Below are 13267 nucleotides of genomic sequence, written 5' to 3'. Positions count from 1 at the left end.
CAATGAAACGCTTTGAATCTCGCTTTGAATCTTTGAGCGGGTGGGGCCGGGCGGCGGCGAGCGGCTTGCTGGTCGCGCTGCTCGCCGCGTGCTCGGTGGAGCCCACGTATAAGCGGCCGGACGTGGATACGCCGGCCGCGTTCAAGGAAACGCCCGCTTCGGCTGTGTCCGCCGCGTCCACGCCGTCCGCCGCATCGACCGGCGACACCGGCACATGGAAGCAGGCGCAGCCCGCCGACGACGCGCATCGCGGTGAATGGTGGAAGATCTTCGGCGACGCGCAGCTCGATGCACTGGAACAACAGGCGTCCGCTGCGAACCAGGACCTGAAGGCCGCCGCCGCACGCGTGCAACAGGCGCGCGCTGTGACGCAGGCGGCGAAGTCGGACTGGTTCCCGAAGTTCGACGCGGGCTTCGGCCCGACACGCGAACGGGCGTCTGCGGCATCGCAATTCCAGCCGGATAGCGCGGGCGGCACGACGGGCACGATCTGGCGCGCACAGGTCACTGCGTCGTATGAAGCGGATCTGTTCGGGCGGGTCAGTTCGAATGTGAACGCGTCGCGTGCGGACGAGCAGCAAAGCGAAGCGCTGTTCCGTTCGGTGCAACTGTCGTTGCAGGCCGATGTCGCGCAGAACTACTTCCAGTTGCGCGAGCTGGATGCGGATCAGGATCTGTATCGCCGCACCGTCGCGCTGCGCGAGGACACGCTGAAGCTGGCCGAGCGTCGGTTCAGGGAAGGCGATATCGGCGAACTGGACGTTTCGCGCGCCCGCAACGAACTGGCGAGCGCGCGTGCCGATGCGGTCGGTGTCGCGCGTCAGCGCGCGGCGTCCGAGCATAGCCTCGCGATTCTGCTCGGCAAGCCGCCCGCGGACTTTTCGTTCGCACAAGCGCCGCTCGTGCCGGTGACGGTGCGCGTGCCGCCCGGTTTGCCTTCGGCGCTGCTCGAACGCCGGCCGGACATCTCAGCGGCGGAGCGGGCGATGGCGGCCGCGAATGCGCGCGTGGGTCTCGCGAAGTCGGCGTTCTTCCCGAAGCTCGATATCACCGGCGCGTTCGGCTATGAGTCGGCGACGCTCGGCAATCTGTTCATGTGGTCGAGCCGCGCGTTCATCCTCGGTCCGTTTGCAGGCACCGCGCTGACGGTTCCTTTGTTCGACGGCGGCCGGCGCAAGGCGAATCTCGCGCAAGCGCGCTCGAAGTATGACGAGGACGTCGCGCAGTATCGTCAGCAGGTGCTGGTCGCGTTCCGCGAGGTCGAGGACAACCTGGCCGATCTGCGTCTGCTCGACGATCAGATGCGCGAGCAGAACGCCGCGGTCGATGCGTCGCAACGCGCGGCGCATCTGTCGCGCACGCAGTACACCGAGGGCGCGGTCAGCTATCTGGATGTGATCGACAGCGAACGGCAGGTGCTGCAGTCGCAATTGCAGGCGAGCCATTTGTTTGGCACGCAGGCAGTCGCGACCGTGAATCTGATTCGCGCGCTGGGCGGCGGCTGGGGTGATGTGCACGCGGGTGATACGGCGGTGGGAGCAGTTGCGCCGGCTTCGACTGCGGATGGTGTGGCGACGCCGTTGGCTGGTTCGTTGGCAGCGCCCGCGGCTGCTTCGGCAAATGAGTCGGCAGCGGCAGCGGCAGCGGCACAGCAGGTGGCGAGGCGCTAACCGATCGAATCACTCACGTCGTCATGAACGCCGGGTTGCGCGACAGCGCAACCCGGCGTTTTTTTGTCCAAATCTTTTTTCGCGCTTTCCTTGCGAAAATCCGTTCGTAGACCGCTGGATTGCCGCCCTCTATGATGATTCGCACCTCATCTGGAGAGAGGCGATGACCTGTCCGACCTTCCGCTGTCCGCGCTGATCGACCCGCGCGCTCTGTCGCCGTAATGCGGCGGCCATGCCATTCGTTGCAGATTTCCATTGCCCGGTTAGCCCGATCGTTGCCGGCCCGCTGAGCATGTCTTAAGCGCGCTCCGCTGCATCGGCTCGCCTCGACCTCGCTCGACTACCGCGCGACCACGCTCGACATCGTCGATAACCCGAAGCACCTGAAGATCATTCAGCTCGAAGCATCGCAACTGGCCCGCTCACTCGACGACGTCGATCTCGCGCAAGGCTATCCGAGCTTCATCAAGCTCGCGGGCACCACCGACCCGAATAGCGCGCTGCTGTTCGACGGGCTCGAGAACAAGAACTACGCGATTCAGTGGGTCGTGCGTCCGGAAAGCGCGAACGATCCGCGCATTCGCAAATTCATCTCGCTCTACCAGCATTCGCCGGCCGTGCGTGCCGCGCTCGACAAGGCCTTCGGCAATCTGTACGCCGTGGCGTGGTAGTCAACACGGCGGATGGTCGCCGCAACCTCGAAGGAACCGCACGATGGCGAAGAAGAAGATCCTGCTGAACGCGTTCAACATGAATGCGGTCGGCCATATCAATCACGGTCTGTGGACCCATCCGCGCGACCGCTCGGCGTTCACCGGCACGGTCGCGGGGCAGGTCATCATGGAAGGCTTCCTGAAGCTGAAGATCCCGTGCTGGCAGCGCCGTTTCATCACGCGCGCACTGGCTTTGATTCCCGCGTTGATCGGCGTGCAAATGCTTGGCAACGGTGCGGTCGGGCAACTGCTGGTCGCAAGCCAGGTGGTGTTGAGCCTGCAGTTGCCGTTCGCGCTCTATCCGCTGATTCGCATGACCAGCGACCGCTCGTTGATGGGCGAGTTCGCCAACCGGCTGCCGACGCGGCTCCTCGCGTGGTCGCTGTTCGTCGCGATCAGTGCGGCGAACTTGTGGCTCGTGGTGCAGACCGTAGGTCTGGCCGGCTGAGGTGACCGCGTGCCGCCGACGTGCCAGCGTGCCAGCGTGCAGGTGTGCAGGTGTGCAGGTGCGCAAGTGCGCAGGCGAAAAAAAAGTCCGCACGATGGCGGACTTCTTCAAGGCTTCGGTTCGGTTCGGTTCGGTTCGGTTCGGGCCAGGCCCTCATCGAATCAATGCAACTCAGGCGGCCTGTGCGACCTGCGTCGCTTCAAGCGCTTCCTGGCGGGCGGCCGCGGCTTTCTTCGTCTTGCCGGCGCGCGACGGCGGCTGGCATGCGCCACAGACTACGTTGTGCTGCAGATCGTGCTTGTGCGCGACGAACTTGCCGGTGCAACGGCAGCATTTGGTCAATTGCAGAATGTCGGCGTCGAAGAAACGCACCAACGTCCATGCGCGAGTCAGGTCCAGCACCGGTTCGGTTTCACTGTGCTGGCAATGTTCCAGATACAGCCGATACCCTTTGGTCAGCGCATCCAGATGCGAGCAACGCGCTTCGTTCTTCAGGAACAGGTACGTGTTGTAGAACAGCGATGCGTGGATGTTCGCGAGCCACGTCATGTACCAGTCCGCCGAGAACGGCAGCATGCCCTTGGGCGGCGACACGCCCTTGACCTCGCGGTACAGGCGGATCATGCGGTCGCGCGAGAGCGTCAATTCGCTTTCGAGCACCTGCATGCGTGCGCCGAGTTCGATTAGTGCGATCGCGCGGAATACTTCCTGGGCGTCTTCCGTCAGGCTACGCTTGAGCATCGCTGTCACCTTGGTTAAGCAAACTGCTCGGCGGGCTGGCCAGCAAGCAGGATCGCCGCATGAGTGGGGGCAACGGCTGTGTGCTTCGTCGTTTGCGTCAACGCCGACAACATCGAGTGGTCGTTGAAGCGGAAGAAGCACAAAAGCTGATCGGAGGCGGCCAGCTTGACGATCTGCGCGAGCGACAGCCCGGCAAGCAGATCGGCCAGCTCCGACGACAATCCCAGACGGAACATCCCGACCGGTTTGTCCTCACGCAACATGCGTTGCGCGAGCATGATGTAAGACAAATTGATCTCGCGGATCGAATCCAACGTCTCGCTGCTACGGTCCATTTCTCTGTTTCCGAAGCCCCGAATTGCTATGTCGGCCTTTTTTTGCCGTTATGTCTTTTATGCCTCACCGGAAACGATGCCCTCCGGCTACAAGTTGTCATCTGATACAAATGGCGACTCTTTGATACATCGCGTTACATTTCGTAACAGCTTGGGACGAATTGTATGAAGGGCAAAACCAGAAATCAATCCCTTCTCAAAAAATATCTCGAAAAAGATACAACAAATTTCGGTAATCGTTTCACGCGCCTGTAATAGATCATGCGTGACGAATTTTTGTGCCTTTTCAGCGCTCGTTCGATTCGTGAAAGCCCTTGTCAGGCCTGGGCTTCACTCAATCGTCCGAGCAAGGGAAGGCTGACCCATGGCGAGTCGGTAATTTCGCGCGAATTGGAAAGGGAGTAGAAAGCGAGATCAAAGGAGTGTAATAAATACCGTCCCATTGATCTGCTTTGGGGACACATCGAAGATGTAACAGGATGGTGCGGCCCCAGTTACAAGCGGGGCCGTCTTTGTAACTTCTTGCGTAACTTTTAGCAGCCCGACTGGCGGACGCGTTCGACTTCGAGCCCGAACACTGGCCGCAGACGCGTGCCCAGCATGTTGCCGGCAAAGGCGGCGACCAGCCACAGCCAGCCGTGCAGGCTGCCTGACACGATCCCGCTGAAGTAGGCACCGATATTACAACCATAAGCCAGACGGGCGCCGTAGCCTAGCAACAGGCCGCCAATCACTGCCGCGATCAGCGAGCGCGCCGGCAGCTTCCACACTGGCGCGTAACGGCCGGCGAGCGCCGCGGCCGTCATTGCGCCGAGGATGATGCCGAAATCCATGACCGACGTCACATCATGTGTAACCGGCGCGGCCAGCGAGCCTGCATTGGCGTGCGCGGCCCAATATGGCCAGCTGGCCACGTCGATGCCGAGCGCGCCGAAGATCTTCGCGCCCCACAGCGCGAACGCCGACGTTACGCCCCACGGACGGCCCGACAGCGCCAGCGTCGTGAAGTTGAGCAGGACGAGCGCAATCGCGCCGACGAACAGCGGCCACGGGCCATGCAGCCATCGCGACGCCTGCGGCTGGCGCATCGGCTCGCTAAACAGCCGGCCGTGGCGGCGACGCTCGACGAGCACGGTGAGCGCCGCGATGGCGGCAAACACGATCAGATTCAACACGATGGCCCAGCCGGCGCCGAGCGTGATCATCATTGAAAGCGGTTTGAGCGACGGCAATGCGGTCCAGAACGGCATATGCGCAGTCGCGACGACCGAACCGACGATGAATGCCGCCAGCGTGACGATCATGCGGGTGCTGCCGCCGCCGACCGTATACAAGGTACCGGACGCACAGCCGCCGCCCAGTTGCATGCCGATGCCGAACATGAACGCGCCGACCAGCACCGACGTGCCGGCCGGCGCGACGAGCCCGACTACCGGGTGACCGAACAACGTGCCGGCCGCGAGGACCGGAAAGAACAGTAGTACGCCGAGTGCGAGCATCAGCATCTGTGCGCGCAGACCGGCGCCGCGGCCGTCGGCGATGAACACCCGCCAGGCCGAAGTGAAGCCGAACGCCGCGTGATAGAGCGACATCCCCAGCAGAGCGCCGACGATATACAGCGCCGCCTGGCGGCCGCTGACGGTTTGCGCCAGATAGATAGCGCCAAGCGCGATGAGGACGAGCGCAGCGCCCAGCGGCTTCGGATTGATGTCGAAACGGCGTGGCACGCGAGGAAGCGGAGTGGAAAGGTCGGACATGGGTAAGTTGACTGACAAGCTGCTGATCCCAGGCGCTCGGAGGGGGCCGGGAAAGCGGGTTGGGACGCAGGAAAAGGGGGCCGGAAACGATAGCACGGATCGCGGTTTGGGGAGGGTGGGCCGGATTGGGCGCGCGAAGCGGGGGGCGAGAAGATGTGTGGGTTGGCGGCGCGCCCGGCAGCGACGTCCTTTACATGAACCGCGCCATCAGATCCGTGTCATGGAGCACGCCGCCAACATTCAACCCGCCGACTTCGCAGCCATATCGGCGAAAACCCAGCGACTCATACAGTTTGCGCGCCGGCTGATTGTGGCTGTCGACCATCAACTGGAGTTGCAGCAAACCTTCGATTCGCGCCGCACGCGCCAGCAATTCGTTGAGCAGCGCACGGCCGACGCCCCGGCCGACGACTTCCTGCGCGACATACATGCCGAACACGGTTGCCTTGTGCCGCTCCCTGTCGCGCTGGTTGCGTGCTAGCCCAACCACGCCGATCAGCGGTGCGTCGGCCGATGCATACGCGCCGAGCAAAAAATCGCCGTCGGCTGCTTGCGAGCTCTGCAGCATTACATCGTGTTGCGCCGCGCCTTTGGCGAGTGCTTCCTCGTAACTCTGGCCGAACGCTTCCGGATGCTCGTTCAGACCGCGCAGGCGAAGCTGGAAATAGGCATCGCGGTCAGCCGGACCGAGTTGACGTACGAGTATGGCGTTATCGGTGGAGGGCATTTCTTTGTACGAAGTGGTTGGCGCAAATGAGGGGGCGAGGTAACGGACATAACAGACGCAACAGACGCAACAGACGCAACAGACGCAACGGAGTCAAGCATTCGATGCCGAACCAGAGCAGTGTCTCAGTATCTGGCAATGTCCGCGGAAGAAACTATCGCTCGGCTTCGGCGCGTTGGTTTTCCGCAAACTCGCGCAATGCCGCCGCGGTCTGCTGATCCGCTGGAAAGAACGCTTCGATTGCAAGTTCCGACAGCGTGACGTCCACGGGCGTGCCGAACACGGTGGTCGTGCTGAAAAACGACAGCACGCCGATCGGCGTGCGCAGCCGCAACGGTACGGCGATCTGATTGGCGGCGGTGTCGTCATGGTCAGCCGCGTCGACGCCCGGCGGCGTGGGATAGGCAGCCAGTTCGTCGCGTAGCGCGCTCAACGTGTCGTCGCCGCTCACATCGATTTGCCGCTGCAACCGCGCCAGCACATGTTCCCGCCACGCATGCCAGTTGACGATCGACGCCGCGATGCCTTCCGGATGCAGGCTCAGGCGCAGCGCATTCACGGGTGGCTTCAGCAGTTCGGGACTGGCACCGGTCAGCAGCGGCGCGAGCGCGTTGTTCGCCGCGACGATGGTCCAGTGTCGGTCGATCGCGAGTGCGGGATAGGGCTCGTGTCCCTTGAGCACCAAATCGACGGCCTCGCGTGCCGCGGCCAGTTGCGGGTCGGACAGCGCACGCTCACGGAACAGCGGCGCATAGCCCGCGGCGATCAGCAGCGTGTTGCGTGCACGCAGTGGCACTTCGAGCCGCTCAGCGAGATGCATGACCATTTCCCGGCTAGGCAGAGCGCGGCCCGATTCGACGAAGCTTAGATGCCGCGTTGCAATTTCCGCTTCAGTGGCGAGCAGCAACTGGCTCATTCGCCGCCGTTGCCGCCATTCGCGTAGCAGATCGCCGACCGTGCGACTGGCCCCTAGGTTGGGCGAAGGAACCGTTTGCGCGAGAGAGAGTGTGTTCATGCCACCGATCATAGCCAAAGCGCGTGAGCGATCCATTACGTGAGAGGTAATGGGAAACCCCGCCGACCTCTACGAATACCCGGAAGTATTCAAGCCAACGCAGCCATTCGGCGTGCCGATAAGGTGACAGGCAAGCAGTCTGAAGCAGGCGAGTCGATATGAAACAGGCAAGCCGAATCAGGCGGCCGCGACACCTTCCGGCACTGCGTTGAGCTTGACGCCGAGCGCACGCAGCAGTTTGAACACCGTATCCATGCGCGGTTTCGAGCCTGGCGCAAGCGTTTTATAGAGGCTTTCGCGCCCAAGCCCGGCGTCTGCCGCGACTTTCGCGATGCCGCGTGCTTTTGCGATGTCGGCGATCGCGGCGAGAAGGAGGTCGGCGTCGCCTTCTTCGAGCGCGGCGTTCAGGTATTCAGCGATCATTTCCTCGCTGTCGAGGTAGTGCGATGCATCGAACCGTGCCGTTTTGATCTTGCTCATGACAATTCCTTTCTGATTGCTGCCCACATTGTTTTGGCATGCTCGATGTCGGCCCGCTGCGTGGATTTGTTGCCACCGCAGAGCAGCAGATACATCAAGCGCCCTTCGCGCGCCAGGTAGACCCGATAGCCCGGGCCACAATCTATGCGCATCTCGGACACGCCGTCTTCCAGCCGCTTTATGTCGCCGAAATGCCCGCGTTCCGCACGCCGGATTCGCACGAGGATTTTCGCCCTCGCGCGCAAGTCCGCGAGTTCCGCAAGCCAGGTGTCGAACAACTCGGTGCGGTTGACCGTGTACACGGGCGGTGTTCCGATCTGCTGATGATTGTATCCACGTAGATACGTTTCTGCAAGTGTCAAAGTCATATCAATAAAGCGGCTCGCAGCCGCACCCCGTTCATTGCGTCGCATGCTGCGCGTGGTGCTGCGCAGCTCCCATTCGTGCGCATGAGATTAGCGGCCGGCGCTGCTTCTGACGATTCGGCCAGATGGCTAATCCAGCGCGCTCATCGACGCCATGTGTGTCGAGGCAGCCGAACGATTACCTGTCACGTAATCGACTCAACGCGACTGAACCGTCAATCTTCATTCCGAGCCCGCCGCATACAACGTGTTTGCCGAGCGTAGCGCTCAGTCATGCCAATCAAGGAGTCCTGAGATGAACGCGCATACCGATCTGATCGACCGTTATTTCGACGCGTGGAACGAAACCGATGGCGCGCGCCGTCGCGAGTTGATCGCCGCGACATGGACCGCCGACGCCGACTATCGCGATCCGCTGCTCGCCGGCGCGGGCCACGATGGCATCGACGCGATAATCCGCGCGGTGCACGAACGTTTCCCGCAGCACCTCTTTCGCCGCACGACGCAGGTCGACGGCTTTGCGAACCGGCTGCGTTTTTCCTGGGAGCTGATCACGCCCGCGGGCGACGCGATCGTCAAAGGATCCGATTTCGGCGTGGTGGATGCGCACGGCCGCCTGCAGGCGGTCACCGGCTTCCTCGACGAGGCGCCTGCCAGCGCCTGACCAGTGTGATCGCCTGACGGCAGAACGCAGAACGGAGACAACGATGCACGAGCCCGCCACGCCTATGCAGATCCAACGCCCGGTCCAGCGCGCGCTAGCACTTGCGCGTCTGTCGACCGCCGTCGATGCGTTGTCCAGCGCGATCGCTGGCTTCGCACTGCTCGCCGGCGCGCGGGCGTTCATGTTCATCGCCTTGCTGGGCTGGCGCGAGCCGGTGTTGGGTGGCGCGGGACTCGTGCTGCTCGCATTGGTTGGCTGGCTGCGGTGGCAGTGCGGCGCCACGGCCGCGCCGCGTGCCGCCGCAGACGCCTGCGTGCCGAAGCAGCGCGGCAGCCGGCCAGTCGACGGCACGGCCGCCGCGCCTCACGACCGGCTGCCGCGTTGCGCGGAGGCTCGCAACGTTGCTTGCTACAATCGATCGTCGCATTGCGATTCCGCATTGCGATTCGGTACGCAGCATCGCCGCCGTCGAGCGTCAGTCGTTCGGTCGTGTCCAACTGCGCGCGTGAGCCGGTCGCGAATCCGATCGCTTTGCGCGACCCGAACCCAGACGGCGAACCGTCGATCGGAATCAATCGGACAACAAGGAGACACCGTGCTGAAGAATCTGGACCCGCTGCTGAACGCCGACATACTGCATGCGCTGCGCTCGATGGGCCATGGCGACGAACTCGTCATTTGCGACGCCAACTTCCCGGCCGATTCGGTTGCACGTCAGACCGTGCTCGGCAAGCTGCTTCATCTTGACGGCGTGAGCTCGCCGCGTGCGATTCGCGCGGTGTTGTCGGTGATGCCGCTGGACACCTTCATCGAACGACCCGCGTCGCGCATGCAGGTGGTGGGCGAACCGGACACGATTCCGGCGGTGCAGCGCGAGGCACAGGCCGAGGTCAATGCAGCCGAAGGACGCGAGGTGCCGTTTGCATCGGTCGAACGCTTCGCTTTTTATGAGCGGGCACGCAAAGCGTACTGTGTGATCGCGACCGGCGAAGAGCGGGGCTATGGTTGCTTTGTGTTCACCAAAGGCGTGCTGCTCGCGCCGGATGCGCCGCGGTCGTGACTTCGCATCGCACCATGCGAGCCGGCAAGCTGAAATCCGCGCGATACATCGGCGAACGCGAGTGTCGCGTGCGTTGATTTTTCATCTGCCAGCGGCGCGGCGCTGATTGCGATTCAACATTGGCGCGGCGCAACTCATCACGGCGCAACTCATCACGGTGACCACACCCATGAGCTTCTCGATAGACAGTCTCGATCATCTCGTTCTGAACGTCGCGGACGTCGAAGCCAGCGCGGCCTGGTACGCGCGCATGCTCGGTATGCAGCGCACCGAGTTCGCGTCGCGCACCGGTACGCGGATCGCGATGACCTATGGCAATCAGAAAATCAACCTGCGTCCGGCGGCGGCCGACACGCTCGCCTGGTTCACCGGACGCGAGCCGGTACCCGGCAGTGCCGATCTATGCTTCGTCACCACCGCGAGCCCGGCCGAGGTCAAGGCGCATTGGCTTGCCCAGGGTGTCGAGATCGAGGCTGGTCCGGTGGAGCGCGACGGTGCGCGCGGCAAGATGACCTCGGTGTATTGCCGCGATCCCGACGGCAATCTGATCGAAGTCGCCACTTACCCGCGAGGCTAGCCGCGTGGCAACGTCCGCGCGCAAGCACGCTCACGCGCGCTGGCGATACCGGCGCGCGTGAAGCGCCGGGACACCGTTGTTCCTTTCCGCAGCCGGGCCTCCCAGCCGCGCCGCGCAGCCCAAACTTGGAAAAGGCCGCCATTGCACATATTCTCAGATGCAAAGTGGGAACTGCGCACGCCCGGCCGGGTCTGCTGCATATTCAATTTCAGGAGGCCCCCATGACGCGTCCCGTCGATTCCGGCATTATTTTCCTTGCACGTATTGCCCTCGCTGTGCTGTTTTTGTGGAGCGGTGTGATGAAGCTGCTGGGCTATGCCGGCTTTGTCGGGTATCTGCATTCGAAGGGCGTGCCGTTCGTGCAGATCGCCGCGCCGATTGCAACCGCGGTCGAAGTGCTCGGCGGTCTGTTGCTGGTAATCGGCTTCAAGGTTCGCCCGCTCGCGCTTTTCATGGCCGCGTACACGGTGGCCACGGCGGTGCTGGGCCACGACTTCTGGAATATCGTCGATCCCGCGTTGCAGCGCGACATGGTGATCCATTTCTGGAAGAACATCGGCATCGCGGGTGGTTTCCTGCTGCTGTTCGTGACCGGTGCGGGCCGTCTGAGCGTCGACGGTGCGCGCGTGCCGCGCGGCGGCTTGCGTCCCTGATGCCGCGAGCGGGTTGGCAGGTGCAGGGCCGCTTCCGATCCTGGCTGTAGTCAAGGGAGCACATGATGATTCAGAGTTTCGAGCAGATCATTGGTGGCCAAGTCACGCAGTTGTGCGCAAGTCTGGGCGAAGGGGCGACGCCGCCGCATCGGGTGATCATCAGCCTCGCCGATTCGGCGAAAACGTTGGTGATCCTGGATGCGTCCGGATTCATCGGTGCGCTGAAGGCCGAAATCGAGGAGCCGGACAAATTGATCGCCGACGCGATCGCGAAGGCGCAGAGCGAAGGGCTGATCGAACGCGCGATCGATACGGGCACGATTCAGGAGGCGTCGCTGTAAGCGGCATTGCGCCAGCGCGCGTTGTACGGCCGCGTTGTTCGGTCGCTTCATGCGGCCATATTGTGCGGCCATGTCATACGGCCATGTCATGCGGCGTTTGCCTGCGCCGCGTTATTCATCCGACACCCCCGCGGTGCGCAAGCATCGCGGGGGTTGTCTTTTGTACTGACGGAATAGAACCGGGCAGCGAGGCCAAGCCTTCAGCGTGACTCACCGATTCGCGCCGGGTTCGGCTCGTGGGCACGCTTGCGCTGGACCGGCGCTGATGCGTGCGGCTTCGGATGGACGAAGCAGGCCACCACGCCTCCCACGCTCAGCAAACCCACCGAGATCGCGGTCGCGGCCTGCATCCCGGCGACGATCTGCGTGGCCGCCGCGCCGCTCGCCAGCGCGCCGAAGGCGGCCACGCCCACCGCGCCGCCCGCTTGCCGCGCCGTGTTCAGCACCGCCGACGCCGTGCCGGCGCGTTTCGCTTCGGTCGACGCGAGCACGGCGGTGGTCATCGCCGGGACGGCAAGGCCCATGCCCGACGGGATCAGCAGGAACGGCAGCAGCAGGCCGATCAGCGGCGTGCTCGCGTCGACCCAATGCAGCAGGGCGTAGCCGAGCCCGGCGGTGATCGCGCCCACGATCATCGGCACCCGCACGCCGAAGCGGCCGACCACCCAGCCGCTCGCTACATTCGACAGCAGGAAGCCGCCCGTCAACGGCAGGAACGCGAGTCCCGCCTGCAACGGCGTATAGCCGCGCACGCGCTGCAAATAAAGACTCAGCACGAACACCATGCCGTAGTACGTCAGATTCACACAGATGCCGAACAGCACCGCGGCGCTGAAGGTGCGCTTGCTGAACAGCGCGAGCGGCAGCATCGGCGACGCGACGCGCGCTTCCACGGTGATGAACGCGCTCGCCGCAAGCACGGCCAGCATGAGGCCGCCGGCCACGAGCGGGTGACCCAGCCCAAGCGGGCGCCATTCGATCACAGCGGCGACGAACGCGGTGAGCGCGACGATCGCCAGACATTGGCCGGCCAGATCGATGCCGCGCGGGGTTGCGCCGGTGTTGCTGGCGACGTTGGCAACGGAGGTTGGCGCATTGCACTGTGCGGCAGCGGGCCGGGGCACCCACAGCAACGTCGCGAGCAGACCGGCCGCGCAAATCGGCAGATTGACGAGAAAGATGCTGCGCCAGCCGAATGCCGCAATCAGCAGGCCACCGACGATCGGTCCCGTCGCGATCGATATCGCGCCTGAGGCGGTCCACAAGCCGACTGCGCGCGCTCGCAGTTTGGGATCGTGCCCGTATGACTGGTTGAGCAGCGCGAGCGAGTTCGGCAGCATCGCGGCGGCGCCCACGCCTTGCAGCGCGCGTGCGCCGACCAGCATGGCGGCATCGAGTGCGAGGCCGCAGGCGAGCGACGCCAGCGCGAACAGCACGATGCCGGCCGCGTACATGCGCCGCGCGCCGAAGCGGTCGCCCAGCGCGCCCGCCGACAGCATCAGCACCGCGAACGCGAGCGTGTATGCATCGACGACCCATTGCAGGCCCGCGACGTTGGTTTGCAGGTCCGCGCCGATTCTCGGCAACGCGATATTGACGATGGTCACGTCCAGCTGCGTGACGACGAAGCCGACGCTGACGGTGGCGAGGACGCGGCCGAGCATGGGCGAGAGAGGGGGTGTCGAGGAGTTCATGCGACCCATCGCGACGGGGCGTTCATT

14 protein-coding genes and 2 pseudogenes are annotated in these 13267 nt (G+C 63.7%); 8 read left to right on the top strand and 8 right to left on the bottom strand.

From position 1 onward, the window contains the following. Positions 1-2 precede the first annotated feature (2 nt). The 3 genes and pseudogenes from BN2475_RS28810 to BN2475_RS28795 form a co-directional block, all read left to right on the top strand. A complete protein-coding gene (locus BN2475_RS28810; protein ID WP_094782830.1) occupies positions 3-1670 on the top strand; it encodes an efflux transporter outer membrane subunit in 1668 nt (555 codons plus the stop codon). 296 nt (positions 1671-1966) lie between these two features. Next, positions 1967-2341, top strand: a pseudogene (locus tag BN2475_RS28805) (MetQ/NlpA family ABC transporter substrate-binding protein); the annotation flags it as partial. Between the two features lie 133 nt (positions 2342-2474). Further along, positions 2475-2831, top strand: a pseudogene (locus BN2475_RS28795) (divalent metal cation transporter); the annotation flags it as partial. 171 nt (positions 2832-3002) lie between these two features. Here BN2475_RS28795 and flhC read toward each other — a convergent pair. The 7 genes from flhC to BN2475_RS28760 all read right to left on the bottom strand — a co-directional run bounded on the left by flhC (position 3003) and on the right by BN2475_RS28760 (position 8254). Beyond that, positions 3003-3572: a flagellar transcriptional regulator FlhC gene (gene flhC / locus BN2475_RS28790; protein ID WP_094782829.1), complete on the bottom strand. Its 570-nt coding sequence runs from the start codon at positions 3570-3572 to the stop codon at positions 3003-3005. A gap of 14 nt (positions 3573-3586) precedes the next feature. Next, positions 3587-3907 carry a flagellar transcriptional regulator FlhD gene (gene flhD / locus BN2475_RS28785; RefSeq protein ID WP_007177882.1) on the bottom strand — a complete coding sequence of 107 codons (321 nt, stop codon included), beginning with the start codon at positions 3905-3907 and terminating at the stop codon, positions 3587-3589. Positions 3908-4440: 533 nt separating this feature from the next. After that, positions 4441-5664: a YeeE/YedE family protein gene (locus tag BN2475_RS28780; RefSeq protein WP_094782828.1), complete on the bottom strand. Its 1224-nt coding sequence runs from the start codon at positions 5662-5664 to the stop codon at positions 4441-4443. A gap of 190 nt (positions 5665-5854) precedes the next feature. After that, the gene (locus BN2475_RS28775; protein ID WP_094782827.1) at positions 5855-6391 is read right to left on the bottom strand and encodes a GNAT family N-acetyltransferase; all 537 of its coding nucleotides are present in this window, start codon (positions 6389-6391) and stop codon (positions 5855-5857) included. Positions 6392-6545: 154 nt separating this feature from the next. After that, on the bottom strand, positions 6546-7406 hold the full coding sequence (locus BN2475_RS28770) for a helix-turn-helix domain-containing protein (RefSeq protein WP_245841658.1): 861 nt from the start codon (positions 7404-7406) through the stop codon (positions 6546-6548). Between the two features lie 177 nt (positions 7407-7583). After that, positions 7584-7886 carry an addiction module antidote protein gene (locus BN2475_RS28765; protein WP_074769728.1) on the bottom strand — a complete coding sequence of 101 codons (303 nt, stop codon included), beginning with the start codon at positions 7884-7886 and terminating at the stop codon, positions 7584-7586. Further along, a complete protein-coding gene (locus BN2475_RS28760) occupies positions 7883-8254 on the bottom strand; it encodes a type II toxin-antitoxin system RelE/ParE family toxin (RefSeq protein ID WP_094782825.1) in 372 nt (123 codons plus the stop codon). Before BN2475_RS28760 ends, BN2475_RS28765 begins: the two co-directional genes overlap by 4 nt. Positions 8255-8546: 292 nt before the next feature. Here BN2475_RS28760 and BN2475_RS28755 point away from each other — a divergent pair, with 292 nt between their 5' ends. The 5 genes from BN2475_RS28755 (at position 8547) to BN2475_RS28735 (ending at position 11546) form a co-directional block, all read left to right on the top strand. Then, complete coding sequence (locus BN2475_RS28755) at positions 8547-8915, top strand: nuclear transport factor 2 family protein (protein WP_094782824.1); 369 nt, start codon at positions 8547-8549, stop codon at positions 8913-8915. A 595-nt stretch (positions 8916-9510) separates the two neighbouring features. Continuing rightward, a complete protein-coding gene (locus BN2475_RS28750; RefSeq protein WP_094782861.1) occupies positions 9511-9975 on the top strand; it encodes an RbsD/FucU family protein in 465 nt (154 codons plus the stop codon). 169 nt (positions 9976-10144) lie between these two features. Continuing rightward, positions 10145-10552, top strand: a complete 408-nt coding sequence (locus tag BN2475_RS28745) for a VOC family protein (protein ID WP_094782860.1) — start codon at positions 10145-10147, stop codon at positions 10550-10552. Positions 10553-10773: 221 nt separating this feature from the next. Then, on the top strand, positions 10774-11205 hold the full coding sequence (locus BN2475_RS28740; protein ID WP_094782823.1) for a DoxX family protein: 432 nt from the start codon (positions 10774-10776) through the stop codon (positions 11203-11205). 65 nt (positions 11206-11270) lie between these two features. Then, complete coding sequence (locus tag BN2475_RS28735; RefSeq protein WP_094782859.1) at positions 11271-11546, top strand: hypothetical protein; 276 nt, start codon at positions 11271-11273, stop codon at positions 11544-11546. 200 nt (positions 11547-11746) lie between these two features. Here the strand turns inward: BN2475_RS28735 and BN2475_RS28730 are convergent, their stop codons facing one another. Then, entirely contained in the window at positions 11747-13240 is a 1494-nt protein-coding gene (locus BN2475_RS28730; RefSeq protein ID WP_425435578.1) for an MFS transporter, read from the bottom strand. Between the last annotated feature and the right edge of the window lie 27 nt (positions 13241-13267).

Source organism: Paraburkholderia ribeironis (assembly GCF_900019265.1).
Lineage (GTDB): Bacteria > Pseudomonadota > Gammaproteobacteria > Burkholderiales > Burkholderiaceae > Paraburkholderia > Paraburkholderia ribeironis.
The sequence above is the reverse complement of the archived record's forward strand: the minus strand, read 5'-3'. Positions and strand labels throughout refer to the sequence as shown.

Bases quoted from the DNA above. Each gene is read 5' to 3' on its own strand.
- BN2475_RS28810 (WP_094782830.1), top strand. From the start codon at position 3: ATGAAACGCTTTGAATCTCGCTTTGAATCTTTGAGCGGGTGGGGCCGG.
- flhC (WP_094782829.1), bottom strand. From the start codon at position 3,572: ATGCTCAAGCGTAGCCTGACGGAAGACGCCCAGGAAGTATTCCGCGCG.
- flhD (WP_007177882.1), bottom strand. From the start codon at position 3,907: ATGGACCGTAGCAGCGAGACGTTGGATTCGATCCGCGAGATCAATTTG.
- BN2475_RS28780 (WP_094782828.1), bottom strand. From the start codon at position 5,664: ATGTCCGACCTTTCCACTCCGCTTCCTCGCGTGCCACGCCGTTTCGAC.
- BN2475_RS28775 (WP_094782827.1), bottom strand. From the start codon at position 6,391: ATGCCCTCCACCGATAACGCCATACTCGTACGTCAACTCGGTCCGGCT.
- BN2475_RS28770 (WP_245841658.1), bottom strand. From the start codon at position 7,406: ATGAACACACTCTCTCTCGCGCAAACGGTTCCTTCGCCCAACCTAGGG.
- BN2475_RS28765 (WP_074769728.1), bottom strand. From the start codon at position 7,886: ATGAGCAAGATCAAAACGGCACGGTTCGATGCATCGCACTACCTCGAC.
- BN2475_RS28760 (WP_094782825.1), bottom strand. From the start codon at position 8,254: ATGACTTTGACACTTGCAGAAACGTATCTACGTGGATACAATCATCAG.
- BN2475_RS28755 (WP_094782824.1), top strand. From the start codon at position 8,547: ATGAACGCGCATACCGATCTGATCGACCGTTATTTCGACGCGTGGAAC.
- BN2475_RS28745 (WP_094782860.1), top strand. From the start codon at position 10,145: ATGAGCTTCTCGATAGACAGTCTCGATCATCTCGTTCTGAACGTCGCG.
- BN2475_RS28740 (WP_094782823.1), top strand. From the start codon at position 10,774: ATGACGCGTCCCGTCGATTCCGGCATTATTTTCCTTGCACGTATTGCC.
- BN2475_RS28735 (WP_094782859.1), top strand. From the start codon at position 11,271: ATGATTCAGAGTTTCGAGCAGATCATTGGTGGCCAAGTCACGCAGTTG.
- BN2475_RS28730 (WP_425435578.1), bottom strand. From the start codon at position 13,240: ATGAACTCCTCGACACCCCCTCTCTCGCCCATGCTCGGCCGCGTCCTC.